Raw genomic sequence first — 15,433 nt, 5'->3', positions numbered from 1 at the left:
ACTACTATTCCGGTTGCTCAGGAGGTGTCCACCCCCGCTGCAATTCACCGATGGAATAACCAAAATCCATCTGCAGGTGAGGATAATCCTTAAAGCTAGCCCAATCACCGCCCCAGGAAAAGCCCAGTCCCTTCGCAATCGCTACGACTTCCATCCAATCCGACTTTCCATTGGCATTCCCGTCAACCTCCAAATCCCAAATAACTTTGCCTCCGGCTAGACCCAGCGCAAAATCAATGGCAAGACCGTAGTTGTGGTAGGATTGACCGCCCTTTACTTGGGTTACAATGGCACCCTCGTCACTCCGGCCCTTCCGATACAGGGCATTCTGCTCTTGCGAGCTACGGAAATCATCTGTAACGACCACACGAATGCCAATTTTCTCACTTTGGGCAACAAGCTTATCTCGATTCGCCGCAACGATCGGATGCAATTCCGTAATAATAGGAGCTTCGTGAAACCAGCCCACAGGCAGCAAATGCTTCAGTGCGCTAGTATTCGCCAATAAATAGACAGCTAATATCGCCAAAGCAGTCAGCCATAACCCTCTACCACGCTTACGACGGATTGAGCTTGGCCTTGATTGAGCAACCGTAGCTTCTTGATTAACCCTATTCATATGTTTATTTAGCCCTTGCCTTTCTTCATATATAGGAACCTATCATCTATCGTTTCTCTTAACAGAATATCCAATCTCGTAGTTTCATATCCGTCCGCACTCTTAGTTGTGGGGAGACAGTGTGATCGTAACATGCAGTACACGGTTCGACAATACCGCATCATGATCTACATCTTTGGTGGTCAGAGTTTCCGTTTTGGCGAAAAATCGTTATTATAGACTTAATGTCTGCAAATAAACGAAATAAGCATAAACGGCTTTGAGATCAGAAGGGAATCTAAACAAAATGATTATTAAACCTAGAACACGCGGCTTTATCTGTACGACTGCACACCCACAAGGCTGCGCTCAACAGGTACAAGAGCAAATAAACTATGTCAAGGAACACCCTGCCATTAAAGGACCCCGTAATGTACTGGTTATCGGCGCATCAGCGGGATACGGTCTTGCTTCTCGAATCGTTGCAGCCTTCGGTGCAGGTGCCAATACTGTCGGGATTTATCGCCAAGGAGAGCGCTCTGGAGGCCGCACAGCATCTGCAGGCTGGTACAATTCAGCAGCCTTTGAAATAGCCGCACAGCAGGCTGATCTTAAATCCTATAGCGTGACCGGAGACGCCTTCTCTGATGAGACGAAAGAGAAAGCGATAGACCTCATCCGTAATGAGCTTGGACAGGTTGATCTGGTCGTATATAGTGTAGCTTCGGCACGTCGTACGCATCCCCGCACTGGCGAGACAACTAATTCAGTGCTTAAGCCGATCGGACAAACCTATACGAATAAAACCGTTAACTTCCATACTGGGGAAGTAAGCACGGTTACGATTGAACCTGCAACGGAAGATGAAATCCGCGAAACCATCGATGTCATGGGCGGCGAGGATTGGCAAATGTGGATCGATGCGATGCAGAAAGCCGGAGTGTTAACCGATGATGCAACGACGATCGCTTATTCCTATATTGGTTCGGAAATTACCCAGGATATTTACCGCGAAGGCACGATTGGACAAGCCAAGAACCACCTTGAGTCTACTGCCAAGAAATTAAACGAACAGCTCGGCGCAAGTGGCGGACGAGCATATGTAACGGTCAGCAAAGGACTTGTCACACAATCTAGCTCCGCAATTCCAGTCGTACCGTTATACATTTCCGCCCTGTATAAAGTGATGAAGGAGCAAGGCATTCACGAAGGCTGTATCGAGCAAGCTTACCGCCTATTCGCTGATCGCCTCTATTCCTCAGAAGGTGTGCCTGTAGATGAGGAAGGTCGTATTCGTATTGACGATTGGGAGATGCGGGCAGATGTACAGGAAGCAGTCGCGAAAATTTGGGCTGAGCTATCCACAGATAACATCGAACAAATGACCGATCTTGCAGGCTATCGACGCGAGTTTTTCCAGCTATTCGGATTTGAAACTGACGGTATCGATTACGAAGCAGATGTGGACCCAAATGTAAGTATTCCAAATTTGAGCTAGCGTTCTAGGCATAGGGACATACATCTGTGACTAATGTCACAGATAAATCAATCATTACACAGTATAGATAGTATATCTGCTCCATTCAGGGGAGGTCCGTGTATGTGCTTGGAAATCAGCAAGAGCGACCAATGCGTTGACGTCTTCGTTCTTACCGGTAAAATCGGAGTACAGGAAGCGACTTCGATTCGTCAGCAATTGTTCCCTCGTATACAAAATTGTGTTGTCCCTATCACCTTACACCTTAGTGCAGTCACAGAAATGGACAGTGCAGGACTTGGGCTATTAATGGCTGTTCAAAGATTAGCTGCTGATTTCAATATCGACGTACGATTCACGGGCATTCACGAAAACCTTAAAGAGCATATCGTTGCGGTAGGCATAACACTCTGACAAAGGACGAAACGTTCAAGTAACTGAGAGGGGTTCTTACATGAATCGACAACCAGATTCCCTTAAGCATATGCAAACATCGGAAGATCTGGCTTTACCTTATGCCAGAATACTCCACGATTCGCAAGAAGCCATTATGATTACGGATTGTTACTCCAAGATCGTGAGCGTAAACCCAGCTTTTACGGATATAACTGGATTCGAAGAATCCGAGGTCATTGGGTTTACACCGAGCATTCTGAAATCAAATATGCAGGATCCTGGATTTTACGTAAGCATGTGGGCATCCATCCACAAGGATGGTCGATGGCAAGGGGAGATTTGGAACCGTAGAAAGGATGGAGAGATTTTTCCCGAATGGCTCTCCATCAGCTCGGTCAAGGATGAGAACGGAGACGTGACCCATTTTGTGGCCATGTTCTCTGACTCGACCAAGCGTAAGCTCACCCTCTCTAAGCTTAGGCTTCACGCACAGGTGTTTAGCAATGCCAGCGAAGGAATCATGATTACAGATAAGCAGCTCCAGATCCTTTCCGTTAACCGTGCCTTTACAACGATGACGGGATATACAGAGGAAGAAGCGATCGGACATACGCCTCGTTTGTTGCATTCCGGCATTCAGAGCAAACATTTCTATATTAAGATGTGGGAAAGAATACATACCATCGGCTTCTGGCAAGGGGAAATCTGGAACAAAAGGAAAAACGGAGAGCTTTACGCCGAATGGCTATCCATATCGACCTTGCGAGATGATGAAGGTCATATCACGAACTACTTAGGTATGTTCACCGATATTACAGAGCGTAAGCAGTCCGAAGAGCATCTAAAGCATTTAGCCCACTATGACACCTTGACGGGTTTGCCTAACCGTACTTTGTTAAAAGAGCTAGTGGATGAGGCAACAACGAGAGCTGCCCGACAAAATCACAAGCTCGCTGTTTTCTTTATCGATCTGGATCGATTTAAGAATGTTAACGATTCCTTAGGACATAACATTGGGGACAAGCTTCTTCAACAGGTTGCAGGGCGTTTAAGCTCTGTCTTGTCCGAGAACGATATCGTCTCTCGATTAGGCGGAGACGAATTTATTGTCATCCTGCAAGATCGGCATGAACCCGAGGTAGCGATGTCCATCGCGGATCAACTCATTTCCCACATTAAGAAACCTTTTTTAGTTGGGGAAAATGAGCTATACCTCAACGCCAGCATCGGAATATCCATATATCCCACGCATGGCAGCGATTTCGAAACTTTAGTTAAGCATGCTGATCTCGCCATGTACGAAGCAAAAATCCAAAACGGTGGATACCAATTGTTCAACTCTGGTATTATTAATACCTTTATGCGCAAGCTAGATTTGGAGAACGAGTTAAGATGGGCTATCCCCAAGGATCAGTTCCAGCTTTACTATCAACCTCAGGTGAATGCAAAGACGGGTTTCATGGAGGGAATGGAGGCGCTCATCCGTTGGAATCATCCAACGTTAGGTCAGGTGTCGCCAGGAGAATTCATTCCTATTGCGGAAGATACAGGGATCATTATGGATATTGGCAAATGGGTATTGAAAGAGGTTTGCACCCAGATCAATACTTGGTTGTCCAATGGCTATACCGTGCCGCCAATCGCAGTTAATTTATCCGCTAGGCAGTTTATGACACCGGACCTCGCTTCATCCATTAGTGAAATTGTAAACAGCACTTCATGTAAACCTCAGCAAATTATGTTCGAGATCACGGAAAGCAGCAGCATGAATGATATTGAATCCGTGTTGCCTGTCCTACATAAATTAAAATCGATTGGCTTCCAAATCGCGATAGACGATTTCGGCAAAGGTTACTCTGCCCTTGGCTATATCAAGCAGTTCCCCATTGATATCCTCAAGATAGACAAAAGCTTTGTTCAAGAGCTGACAACCGATACGAAGAGCGCCGTCATTACAAAAGCGATCATCGAAATGGCCCATGGCATGGATATTAAGGTTATTGCGGAGGGTGTTGAGACACCTGAGCAGTTAGATTATCTTCGTCATATGAATTGCGATATCATTCAAGGCTACTTAACTGCTCGCCCCATGCCCTCGGACCAGCTAGAATCCCGTTACTTGGCTGGCGTACATACCGCCTAACGATCCAAAATGTGAGCTGCGATAAGAACACCGAAAGGCCGTGAAAACTCCAGAGAAGGAGATTCGCGGCCTTTCAAATTAGGAATTACTCTCGTAAAGAAAGTCCAATGCCTTACGCATCTTATCAATATAGGCAGGATCACCACTAGAGCACATGAATTTCACCTTGCCACTCCCTCTGCCCCCTGCAACACCATAACGACTAAGCAAAGCAGACAGCCTACGAATCGTTCCGGCATTGCCGTTAACGATCTGAATGTGCGAAGGCAATATTTGGCGTAGAATGTTCGTGTAAAATGGATAATGCGTGCAACCCAACACGACGATACCATATTCATTGAGATTATAGCCTGACAGCTTATCACGGAAGTAATCACTCATAATGCGTTCATCAAACTGCAAGTCTTCACAATAATGGACAAGCTCCGGCAGAGGCAGCGAATCCACGATCCCTCCATCATCCACACGAGAGACGAGTGCATAATACTTCGGCATTTGCAGGGTTAGAGGCGTAGCGAACACAAGCACCCTTTTCCCGGTTGCACGGTTCATCTCTACAGCCGGCTTAACGGCTGGCTCCATCCCAACGATCGGAAGCGCATAGCGTTCCCGAAGCTCAGACACCGCAATACTAGTCGCTGTATTACACGCCACGACCAATGCTTCGAGGCCTTCTGCCATCATCATTTCGACGGTTTCTAGAATATAGGATTTCACATCTTCTTGCGGTTTAGTTCCATAGGGGACGTGAAGCGTATCCGCCATATAGAGGTAATCCTGTGCAGGAAGCCGCCGCAGCGATTCTTCTAGCACAGTAAGACCACCAATTCCCGAGTCAAAAAAACCAATTGTCATATGTCATCTATTCCTATTAAATGTAGTAAAAGATATTCCTAGCATATCGCTTCCCGGGCACTTACCGCAATGTAAGTCTATCCCATAAATGGAATATTAAACTGATCACAATTTTGCACTCAGAACCCTCTTTAAGGATAGCAGTTTTTTGCCAAAAAACAATAAGGCTATCTGCCTGTAGAATGACTGGTGGTATGTGTTACATTGTGAGTAGTGAAATATAAATGAATGCGTAAGGAGATAGATCAAGATGAGACTGGTATCCTGGAATGTGAATGGCCTGCGGGCCTGTGTGAATAAGGGATTTAACGATTATTTCAAGCAGATCAACGCTGATATTTTCTGTGTTCAGGAGACTAAGCTTCAAGAGGGGCAAATTTGCCTCGAGTACGGTGAAGAGTATGCGCAATACTGGAATTATGCCGTGAAGAAAGGCTATTCTGGCACAGCGGTCATCACGAGAATGAAGCCCCTATCAGTGAGGTATGGTATGGAGGAAAATGAAGAGCCCGAGGGGAGAATCCTTACGCTTGAATTCGAAAGCTTCTATTTGGTGACTGTATATACCCCTAATGCGAAAAGAGACCTGTCTAGGCTAGAGTATCGGTTGGAGTGGGAGGATCGGTTCCGCGGATATCTTCAGGAGCTGGACAAGCTTAAGCCCGTGATCGTATGCGGCGACCTTAACGTGGCCCATCAAGAGATCGACATCAAGAATGCGAAAGCGAATCGCGGAAACTCCGGCTTTACTGAAGAAGAGAGAGAGAAAATGACTCGATTACTGGACGCTGGATTCATTGACACTTTCCGGCACCTTTACCCCGAGCGGACGGACGTCTTTTCCTGGTGGTCTAACATGCCCGGTGTGAGAGAGCGTAATGTCGGATGGAGAATTGACTATTTTCTTGCCTCCGAGAAATTAGCACCCGCAATCGTCGATGCGATGATTGACTGCGACATTAGGGGGAGCGATCATTGTCCTGTCATTCTGGATATTGAGGTTTAGGGATAAAAAATAGGAGACGATATATACAAGATAAAACCGTGACTAAGCCGGATCCCTTATAGGGATTTCCGGCTATTGCGTTGATCTACCATTTCCTCGATGTAGCGCTTCGTCGATAGACCCGGTTCATCGTTAAGATCATCACGCAGCAAGCTCACGAATTGTTCATAGTAGGCGAAGAGCGCATCGAAATCCTCCATCTGTTCATGAATCCTCAATATTAGAAGGCAGATCTCGTCAGAGTACGGCTCTTGCTGCTGAAGAGCAATTAACCGATTGATAGCATCCGCTTCTCGACCCGTCCCCGCTTCATATTTTGCGACTTGTCGCGTTAGTCTTGTATACCTCCGTCTGAGCTCATCTCTTCGAGGCTGGGCCCATTCATAATCATGCTCCTCCAAATAGTCCCCCGTGTATACGCCTAGCGTTCGCAATGCCACCTCTCTCTGCACTTCCGACTCAACCGTTATGACAACCGTTTCGCGCTCGAACAGCTCTCTGTCCACGATTAGGTTGCCCCCCGTTAACCGATAGCTGTCTAATGCGAACTCAATGGCGACCTTTACGTTCCACTCCTTAAGCAGCTTGCGGATCTGATAAATAGAAGTGTGCAGGAGCGCCATGATCTTCTCATAAACTCCACCTGGCCACAGCGTCTCTAACAGTTGATCCTTAGGGATCCACTTGTCTTTGTTATGGATAAGATAGGCGAACAGCTCCTGTGCTTTAAGCGTACGTAATGCCCGCAACTGCTTCAGGGAAGTATTCGACGTTACTTCATCGTGAATCGCTAAGCGCTTGAAGGTGGTTAGACGAGGCTGTCGCATAGGAGCTTCCGTCTCTACACGAATCCTGCTCGTATGATCTAGAATTCGCGTTATCGTCTTCTTAAATCGTTCAGGATGAACAGGCTTGAGTAAGTAATCTAGCGCATTCAGGTCGAACGCTTCAATCGCATACTCGGAGTACGCGGTAATATAAACAATGCAGATTTCCGGATCAATCTGTTGAATATACTCTGCCGCTTCTAGGCCATTCACTCCGGGCATCTCGATGTCCAGAAATACGATATCTACCTTCTGCGTCTCCAGATACTTGATCCCTTCCCTCGCGGATGTGAACTTCGCCGCTATCCCCAACCGACCATCTCGTTCGACCAGCCATTCGATTTGCGCTAATGCCGGCTTCTCATCATCAATAAGTATCGCTCTCATCTGAATCACTCTCCATTGTATAGGCGTCTGCCACTGGCTTAGAAGAGTCTACAGGCACCTTGAAGCTAACCGTGGCTCCTTGCTCTAACCTATTGCCTATAACCAATCCGCTGCCGTAGAGGTTTAATAACCGTCGATGAATATTGCTCAACCCCACTCTTCCCGTTCCTTTGTCCGATAACACCTCGATCAGTCTCTGATCCGAGAACCCAACACCATCATCTTCAACCCTCACTACGATACGACCATCTTCTTCTGCAATGCTTAGCTTTACCGTACCCCCGTCTTCCTTCTTCATCACCCCATGATTAACTGCATTCTCGATAATCGGTTGAATTGTCAAAGGAGGGATACGCACCCACAGATCGCAGTTGACTTCGAATTCTATGTGCAGACGTTCTTCGAATCTGGCTTTCTCCAACGTTAAGTAGGATTTAACCAGCTCCAGCTCTCTTCCGATCGTCGTCAGCTTGTCCCGGTTATGGAAGTCGAAGCTGCTTCGCAAAAACTGACTTAGCTCAATGAGCAAATCCATAGCTTTATAAGGATCTACCGGACAGACCGCAATAATGGTATTCAAGGCATTGTATAGAAAATGGGGTTTAATCTGCGCTTGCAAAAATGCCATTTCTGACTGCACCGCCAGCTTAACGGATCGCCTTAATTCCAGTAAAGTCCTGACTCGTGCTCGCAGTTCACCTGCATCGACAGGCTTGCTAATATAGTCGTTAGCTCCCGCTTCAAACCCAATTTGAATATCTTCAGGCTTGCTCTTTGCTGTTAACAGTAGAACCGGAAGCTCAGAGAGCATAAACCTCTCCCTAATCCTTCTACACAGCTCAATTCCCGACATGTTCGGCATCATCCAATCCGTGATGACTAGATCGTAGCTCAACCCTTGGGCCATAACTTCCGTCAGAGCTTCGACTGCACTGCTAACTGCAACGACCTCGCATCTTTCCATAGACAACAAATGAAGAAGCACCTGAAGATTCACTGGGTCATCATCCACGATTAGCACCCGGAATTCCAACTCGACATGCCCTTCTGGTGGTCTTGATTTCTTAAGGGGAATTGACCCTTCTGGTAAGTATGCTGCTGCTATTTCCTGTATACCTAATGGAATAGATGCTTCAGCCCCTTCAGCACACGGTACCGTGAAGAAGAACGATGTCCCTCGACCTTCGACCGATTCGGCCCAGATCGCCCCACCGCCTAGTTCAACCAATTGTTTCGTGATGCGCAGCCCAAGCCCAGAACTATTGAAGACGCGACCTGATGTCTTCCCATTACGAGATTGGAATATTGCAGACAGACGTTCAGCAGACATTCCAATACCTGTATCTGCTACTTCTACCGTCACAAAGCCATCCTGCTCCTTCGCCGAGATTACGATTTCTCCATGAAATGTCGCCTTAATCGCGTTCCCGAGCAAATTATAGAGGATCTGCCGTAAACGATCCTCATCCGCGTTCAGCAAAGGGAGGGTCGCAGGTAGCCGCTGTACAAGGCGGACCTTCTTATCGATCAGCAGGTGCTCCATGACCTCGGCGACTGCATGGACAACCGGTTGAATATAAACAGCCCGCTTTTCTAGCTTTGGTATGCCATTACGTAGCTCGGCAAATTCAAGAATATCGTTAATGATCACCGTCAATTGCTTACCCGTGGTGATGATCATCGAGAGATGCTGAGCTTGTTTATCATTATTGAGCGGGCCAACTGCGCCTTCAAGCATGGATTCAGCGATGTTAATCATACCGTGTAGTGGCGTCCGTAGCTCGTGAGAGGTATTGGCCATGAACTCGTTCTTTAGCCCATCCAGCGTCAAGAGCTTTTCGGATAGCTTCTCTACATCCTTCGCCGACGAGGTGAACCGATTAGCGAATAATGCAGATTGAGTGATGAAGAAAATAATCATCTCATAAGTGATGAGGTGAAGCCCTGACCAAATTCCGAATACATACAACAAATAAATGATGATCATCATAAAAATACTTTGTGCACTCAATAACCAATAGAGATCCGTAATAGAATCAAAACGCTTCCCTTTAAGCATCAAATAAATGGAATAGCCAACTACCACCAATCCATTGATGAGAATCAATACTTCCCATTTTGAAATAAATAATGAAGGCATGACTATAGCAAGGAAAATAAATCCCCCTGTACACCACGTCAACAATCGTACAATATACTTATGAACAACTCCCGGATTTGTTTCTGCCACCGAGCGCACCAGAAAATAGTAGACTAGCGTCGAAGAAACAGGCTGAATCTTAAGCATTAGCCAATAGGGAATTCCGGGTATTATTAGTGTGATTAGCTTCTCCCCTTGCACCAGCATAAACATCAAGCACGCAAAGCAGAATAATCCCAGGAAGAGCAAGCCCTTCTCTTGCTTCCGCAATGTATAGAGCAGTAAACCGAATATTCCCGGAATTAATAAACCCGCCACCGACAGCGAGTCCGTAAATAATGCTAGCTCCCGACTGTTTAATACCGACTTCTGGTCCCCGAACGCTATCGAATAAATAATACCTCCCGTAGAATAGCTGTAATTAGCGACTTGCACGATCAATTCAACCGAATTGCCCTTCACGGGAGTAAACCCAACGAAAGGCACGTTATCCTGCACACTTTCAGATTGAAGAGCAGCAGGTACACCACTAGAACCAATCTCCAGACCGTTCATATAAATTCGATTGGACATCCGAATATTCGAAGTTTTCACTCCATAAATCCCATCGGATTGCGTCGGTAGCTCTATATTCAATCGATATGTCCCATAACCAATCCCTTTATCGGGATTCCCGCTAAACAAATATCCGTTCCAGCTCCCGGGAACCTGAACGATATCCTTGGCGATTTCCTTACCGGCCTCCGAAGGAGCATCCGCGGAAAGCCCTACACTCGCAGTTGCGAAATCATCGGGAGTAAGTAGCTGATTCCGATAAAACTCCCATTCCCCATCCAAGCGCACGGTGCCTTCGCTTCCAAAATCCCAATCCCTAAGGTCAATGACGCCATGATTTGCACGTACCCTATCTTTAGAAGCGGATTCCGACAGAATAAACATGAGGACAGTCAACAGCAAAACAGCCATCATGATTAAACTTACTCTTCTCCTTCGCTTATCCATCATCAGGCTCCTCGACATCCCCTATATCCTTCCATTCATTATTCGAATTATAGCAGAACTAATCAATGTTACACGATAGAAAAGCCTGCTGAGAGTCGAGTCTCAACAGGCATTTTTCTCGCTCGTACTTTAGCTCCCTCTAGTATAAGGAAGATTCTAAACCCATTCTGAATGTTGCAGACCAAGCGTCACATCCGCTGATCACTATATTTACGATTCAATAGATCTAACCCTAGCGAAGCCGCAATCCCAACTAAATACCTGATTAGATCGACCATCACAAAACCCTTCCCTAGCACTAATCCGCCTAGAAAAGTATTTCTAATCCCATTGATCCAATCTGCCTGGTACAGCTGGCTGAATTCAATCCCATAGCAAAATATCAAACTGACCCCAGCAGCCCAGAAAAAACTCCGATTAACAAACAACAAGCGAACGCCAATATAAATCATACTAGCCCATAATGCATCACCAAAATGATTGGCAACAAGGTCGGGTAGATGATCAGCATAAACTCTTGAACTCATTCCCAAAATGACTGAGATAATCACTGCTATCAAATAGGGTACTCTGGCTCGCACTGGAATCCTCTCCCCTTACCTTTACCTACTTCTCATTAAAGCCTACCACAAAAAGCCCCGCTCTAGATTTGAGCAGGGCTTTAACGTACACGATTTATTTTTTATTTTTAGGATCCAGCGCATCACGCAGCGCATCACCGATAAAATTGATGGATAAGACACATAGGATAATCATAACGCCTGGTGGAACCCATAGCCATGGCTGCGAGGTAAGTACAGTGAGAGACTGAGCGCTTGCCAACATATTGCCCCAGCTTGGGGTAGGTGGCTGCACGCCTAGACCGAGAAAGCTTAGTGCAGCTTCATCCAGAATCGCTCCTGCAACCCCCGAGGTCGCATAGATCAAGATCGGCGCTATTGTGTTCGGCAGAATGTGCATGAACAGTATTCTCGGCGTCCTAAAGCCCAGAACAACGCTAGCCTTCACATAATCCGTTTCCTTAATGGACAGAACGTTCCCCCGCACCAGCCGAGCTACGCTTGGCCAGCCCAGAAAGCCTAATATCAGAATAATGTTCGTTAATCCGGGACCGACAATACTAGCGACGACAAGGATAAGCATAATGTACGGAAACGACATGAATACATCGGTGACACGCATGATAATGCTATCTATCCAGCCTCCATAATAACCGGACACGAGCCCCAGAATGGTCCCGATAACCGCTGAAATGAGTATCGCTCCAATCCCAACAGACAAGGAAATCCTTGCCGCATAGATCAAGCGAGATAGCTGATCCCTGCCGATCTGATCCGTACCTAATAGATGCTGCGAGGATGGAGCAGAACTAAAGCTATCCGTAATTGTATTCGGGTTGTACGGTACAAGCCAAGGCGCGAATAGTGCACATAGCGCAAGAATACTTATAACGAAAATCCCTATAACAGCCAGCTTATGCTTCTTAAATCGACGTATGAATAGTTTGCTAGAGCTTGTTTCCCCTTCCAAGCTTGACCCAGCATCCCATTCGATTAGCGGCTCATCTTGACCTGCATTGCTGTTCTTATCCAGATTCATTTGGCCGCCGCTCCCTGGTAACTATTTTTAATTCTCGGATCAACCAGGGCATAAGCGATATCCGTAATCAAATTGGCCGCAATAACGATGCACGCCGCTACTAGATTGAGCCCCATGATCATGGAATAATCACGACTTAGGATAGCCGACATCGTCATTTGCCCGATTCCTGGCCATGAGAAGATCTGCTCTATGACGACGGCACCGCCGAACAGGATTGGAATTTCCATCCCCAGAACCGTAACGATTGGAATTAATGCATTCCTCATCGCATGCTTGTTCACAACGAGAAACTCCCGCAATCCTTTGGCACGAGCCGTCCGTAAATAATCTTGCCCCATAATTTCCAGCATGCTAGATCGGACATACCGGATATTGCGCCCCGCTACGTTAGCGGTAAGTACGATGACCGGCAAAATGAGATGCACGAGCACGTCCATGAAGCCGCCACTTCCACCCAATTCAGTCATTCCTCCAGAAGGCAGAATCTTATAATGGAGCGAGAATACGTATATAAGCCCTAGAGCTAGAAAGAAATTCGGAATCGATATCCCTAAAAATGATCCTGTCACTGCAAAATAATCCAATTTGGAATATTGCTTAGTCGCACTAAGTACACCTAGAGGAATCGCAATCAAAATACCTAATATTAACGAAATACCCATAAGCAGCAACGTTGGCCCCATATGCTCCCCTATCATTTTCCCAACAGACTGATAGGTGATCATCGAGTACCCCAAATTACCCTGAAAAACATTCGTAAGCCAATTCCAATATTGCTCGTAAGCCGGCGCATTAAGCCCTAGCTCGATTTTCTTGGCCTCCAGCGCAGCAGCCGGAAGCTTCGGGTTAACAAGCATGTCCACAGGGTTGCCCGGCGCCATCCTCATAATAATGAAATTAATAATCGTTACACCGAACAATACCGGGAGGGCAATCAATATCCGGCGCATCACATAATTAAACATTAATTACACCTCGGTTCTTATTCGTTGGGAAAATAACAAGCAACCGAGTGAAGGCCGTCTCCTACTAACTCCGGCTCCCGCTCCTGGCATTCCGCTCGCGCCTGCGGGCACCGCGTATGAAACCGGCAGCCCATCGGAGGATTGACCGGGCTTGGAACATCTCCCTGTAATACGGTTTTCTTGCGATTCCTCAAGCGAGGATTCGTAACCGGGAAAGCGTCCAGCAACGCCCTCGTATAGGGATGTTGAGGATTCTCGAATATTTCCTTGGTCGTCCCGATCTCTACGATTTTCCCGAGATACATGACCGCGATCCTGTCGCTTATATATCTCACCGCCCCAAGACCATGAGCGATGAATAGATAGGTTAGATTAAATTCCTTCTGCAGATCCTTCAATAGATTAAGCACCTGCGCTTGGATAGACACATCCAAAGCCGATACGGGCTCGTCGCAGACAATGAGTCTCGGCTTTAAGGACAGAGCTCTAGCTATTCCTATTCTCTGCCTCTGTCCGCCAGAAAATTCGTGAGGGAATCGATTCCTACTGTTCTTAGGCAGCCCTACGATATCCAGCAGCCTATCCACTTCCTTGGATACGTCCTTATCCGGAACGATCCGATGAACTTTAAGAGGCTCGGCAAGGAGCTCCGACACTCGCTTCCGAGGATTCAAGGACGAATAAGGATCCTGAAAAACAATCTGCAGCTGGGATCTCAAGCTGATCATTTCTCCCGTGGACAATCCTGCGATATCTTTCCCATCGAATAAGATACGCCCTTCCGTCGGTTTCTCCAAGCCTACGATGGACCTACCGATAGTAGACTTACCGCAGCCCGACTCACCGACAAGGCCGAGGGTTTCTCCAGGGAATATGCTTAAATTCACACCATCCACGGCTTTCACGTTATCCACGATTCGATTGAGAATACCTTTGCGGATGGGGTAATATTTCTTCAAGTGATCCAGAGTCAGCAATGGGGGCGAGGATTCAACGTTATTATGGCTATTCATGTGCTTCCTCCCCAACTCTTTCCCCTGTTCTTCCAACTTCCCAGCAACGTGCAAGTTGACCCGCCTCTTTATCCTCCAGAGGAGGAAGATGATCTCTACAATGCTCGGTTGCTAAGTAGCAGCGATTATAGAATCTGCAGCCCTTCATCGACTGGTATCTCGTCGGCACTGCACCCGGAATGGACTCCAGCTGCTCCCCTTCGGCTGCGTCCAAGCGCGGAATCGACTTTAATAAACCACGCGTATAGGGATGCTTCGGATAATCGAAAAGCGTGTATACATCTGCTTCTTCGACAACCTGGCCCGCGTACATAACAAGCACACGATCCGCCATTTCTGCAACAACGCCTAGATCGTGAGTTATTAATAAGATCGCTGTGCCCGCTTCCTCACACAGCTCCTTCATAAGTCGCATGATCTGAGCTTGAACGGTTACATCGAGCGCCGTTGTTGGCTCATCGGCGATGAGCACCTTTGGCTTGCAAGAAAGGGCCATCGCAATCATGACCCTTTGTCTCATCCCCCCAGATAAAGCGAAGGGGTATTCATCCATCATCTCTTCAGGCCTTGGTAAGCCTACTTTTCTTAACATTGTAATCGCACTTGCACGGGCTTCTTTGTTGCCTTGATTCAAATGTAGCTTAATCGCCTCGCACATCTGGTACCCTATCGTGAAGACAGGATTGAGGGATGTCATCGGCTCTTGGAATACCATAGAAATTTGATTCCCACGAACGTCCCTCATCTGCTTCTCTTCCAGCTTAAGAATATCGGTACCCTCTAGCAGAATTTGACCCTTGTCCGTGTGACTCCCTCTTCCGAGCAGTCGCATAATCGACAACGCCGTAACACTCTTCCCGCTTCCCGATTCCCCAACAATGGCTAAGGTTTCCCCAGGCTTCAAGCTAAAGCTAACATCATCAACGCTAATGACTTTCCCTTGATCTGTGTCAAAAGCCGTTTGCAAGTGGCTGACGGCGAGCAATGACTCCATCCCTATCACCACCTTATTGATCGGATAC

13 protein-coding genes are annotated in these 15,433 nt (G+C 46.9%); 4 read left to right on the top strand and 9 right to left on the bottom strand.

The annotated features are described in order from the left end of the window. Nucleotides 1-4: 4 nt before the first annotated feature. Nucleotides 5-619: a M15 family metallopeptidase gene (locus tag M1K58_RS19635; RefSeq protein WP_256760572.1), complete on the bottom strand. Its 615-nt coding sequence runs from the start codon at nt 617-619 to the stop codon at nt 5-7. Between the two features lie 286 nt (nt 620-905). On the opposite strand from M1K58_RS19635, the gene fabV reads away from it, so the two are divergent. The 3 genes from fabV (at nt 906) to M1K58_RS19620 (ending at nt 4,614) form a co-directional block, all read left to right on the top strand. Then, nucleotides 906-2,096, top strand: a complete 1,191-nt coding sequence (fabV, locus tag M1K58_RS19630; RefSeq protein WP_256760571.1) for an enoyl-ACP reductase FabV — start codon at nt 906-908, stop codon at nt 2,094-2,096. Nucleotides 2,097-2,198: 102 nt separating this feature from the next. Then, entirely contained in the window at nt 2,199-2,489 is a 291-nt protein-coding gene (locus M1K58_RS19625) for an STAS domain-containing protein (RefSeq protein ID WP_256760570.1), read from the top strand. Nucleotides 2,490-2,529: 40 nt separating this feature from the next. Then, nucleotides 2,530-4,614, top strand: coding sequence for an EAL domain-containing protein (locus M1K58_RS19620; RefSeq protein WP_256760569.1), 2,085 nt, complete (start codon nt 2,530-2,532; stop codon nt 4,612-4,614). Between the two features lie 78 nt (nt 4,615-4,692). Here the strand turns inward: M1K58_RS19620 and murI are convergent, their stop codons facing one another. Next, entirely contained in the window at nt 4,693-5,469 is a 777-nt protein-coding gene (gene murI / locus M1K58_RS19615) for a glutamate racemase (protein ID WP_256760568.1), read from the bottom strand. Nucleotides 5,470-5,719: 250 nt separating this feature from the next. On the opposite strand from murI, the gene M1K58_RS19610 reads away from it, so the two are divergent. Then, nucleotides 5,720-6,475 (top strand): exodeoxyribonuclease III, encoded by a 756-nt coding sequence (locus M1K58_RS19610; protein WP_256760567.1) that lies wholly within the window; start codon nt 5,720-5,722, stop codon nt 6,473-6,475. A 56-nt stretch (nt 6,476-6,531) separates the two neighbouring features. Here the strand turns inward: M1K58_RS19610 and M1K58_RS19605 are convergent, their stop codons facing one another. From M1K58_RS19605 to M1K58_RS19575, 7 genes are all read right to left on the bottom strand, one after another. Continuing rightward, complete coding sequence (locus M1K58_RS19605; protein WP_256760566.1) at nt 6,532-7,689, bottom strand: response regulator; 1,158 nt, start codon at nt 7,687-7,689, stop codon at nt 6,532-6,534. After that, the gene (locus M1K58_RS19600) at nt 7,670-10,798 is read right to left on the bottom strand and encodes a hybrid sensor histidine kinase/response regulator (protein ID WP_256760565.1); all 3,129 of its coding nucleotides are present in this window, start codon (nt 10,796-10,798) and stop codon (nt 7,670-7,672) included. Before M1K58_RS19600 ends, M1K58_RS19605 begins: the two co-directional genes overlap by 20 nt. A gap of 221 nt (nt 10,799-11,019) precedes the next feature. Beyond that, nucleotides 11,020-11,412, bottom strand: coding sequence for a ribosomal maturation YjgA family protein (locus tag M1K58_RS19595; RefSeq protein WP_372339187.1), 393 nt, complete (start codon nt 11,410-11,412; stop codon nt 11,020-11,022). 94 nt (nt 11,413-11,506) lie between these two features. Next, nucleotides 11,507-12,430, bottom strand: coding sequence for an oligopeptide ABC transporter permease (opp4C, locus tag M1K58_RS19590; protein ID WP_256760564.1), 924 nt, complete (start codon nt 12,428-12,430; stop codon nt 11,507-11,509). Next, on the bottom strand, nt 12,427-13,398 hold the full coding sequence (locus M1K58_RS19585; RefSeq protein ID WP_256760563.1) for an ABC transporter permease: 972 nt from the start codon (nt 13,396-13,398) through the stop codon (nt 12,427-12,429). The genes opp4C and M1K58_RS19585 overlap by 4 nt, the downstream gene beginning before the upstream one ends. A 17-nt stretch (nt 13,399-13,415) precedes the next feature. Further along, nucleotides 13,416-14,411, bottom strand: a complete 996-nt coding sequence (locus tag M1K58_RS19580; protein WP_256760562.1) for an ABC transporter ATP-binding protein — start codon at nt 14,409-14,411, stop codon at nt 13,416-13,418. Next, nucleotides 14,404-15,405 carry an ABC transporter ATP-binding protein gene (locus M1K58_RS19575; protein WP_256760561.1) on the bottom strand — a complete coding sequence of 334 codons (1,002 nt, stop codon included), beginning with the start codon at nt 15,403-15,405 and terminating at the stop codon, nt 14,404-14,406. The genes M1K58_RS19580 and M1K58_RS19575 overlap by 8 nt, the downstream gene beginning before the upstream one ends. Nucleotides 15,406-15,433: the final 28 nt, after the last annotated feature.

It is taken from the genome of Cohnella sp. WQ 127256 (assembly GCF_024519285.1).
Classification (GTDB): domain Bacteria; phylum Bacillota; class Bacilli; order Paenibacillales; family Paenibacillaceae; genus Cohnella.
Note: the sequence above shows the minus strand (reverse complement) of the source record. Positions and strands in the feature narration are given on the sequence as shown.

Excerpts from the sequence above, each read along its gene's own strand:
- M1K58_RS19625 (WP_256760570.1), top strand. The coding sequence starts at position 2,199 with ATGTGCTTGGAAATCAGCAAGAGCGACCAATGCGTTGACGTCTTCGTT.
- opp4C (WP_256760564.1), bottom strand. The coding sequence starts at position 12,430 with ATGAATCTGGATAAGAACAGCAATGCAGGTCAAGATGAGCCGCTAATC.
- fabV (WP_256760571.1), top strand. The coding sequence starts at position 906 with ATGATTATTAAACCTAGAACACGCGGCTTTATCTGTACGACTGCACAC.
- M1K58_RS19585 (WP_256760563.1), bottom strand. The coding sequence starts at position 13,398 with ATGTTTAATTATGTGATGCGCCGGATATTGATTGCCCTCCCGGTATTG.
- murI (WP_256760568.1), bottom strand. The coding sequence starts at position 5,469 with ATGACAATTGGTTTTTTTGACTCGGGAATTGGTGGTCTTACTGTGCTA.
- M1K58_RS19635 (WP_256760572.1), bottom strand. The coding sequence starts at position 619 with ATGAATAGGGTTAATCAAGAAGCTACGGTTGCTCAATCAAGGCCAAGC.
- M1K58_RS19575 (WP_256760561.1), bottom strand. The coding sequence starts at position 15,405 with ATGGAGTCATTGCTCGCCGTCAGCCACTTGCAAACGGCTTTTGACACA.
- M1K58_RS19620 (WP_256760569.1), top strand. The coding sequence starts at position 2,530 with ATGAATCGACAACCAGATTCCCTTAAGCATATGCAAACATCGGAAGAT.
- M1K58_RS19600 (WP_256760565.1), bottom strand. The coding sequence starts at position 10,798 with ATGATGGCTGTTTTGCTGTTGACTGTCCTCATGTTTATTCTGTCGGAA.
- M1K58_RS19605 (WP_256760566.1), bottom strand. The coding sequence starts at position 7,689 with ATGAGAGCGATACTTATTGATGATGAGAAGCCGGCATTAGCGCAAATC.
- M1K58_RS19610 (WP_256760567.1), top strand. The coding sequence starts at position 5,720 with ATGAGACTGGTATCCTGGAATGTGAATGGCCTGCGGGCCTGTGTGAAT.
- M1K58_RS19580 (WP_256760562.1), bottom strand. The coding sequence starts at position 14,411 with ATGAATAGCCATAATAACGTTGAATCCTCGCCCCCATTGCTGACTCTG.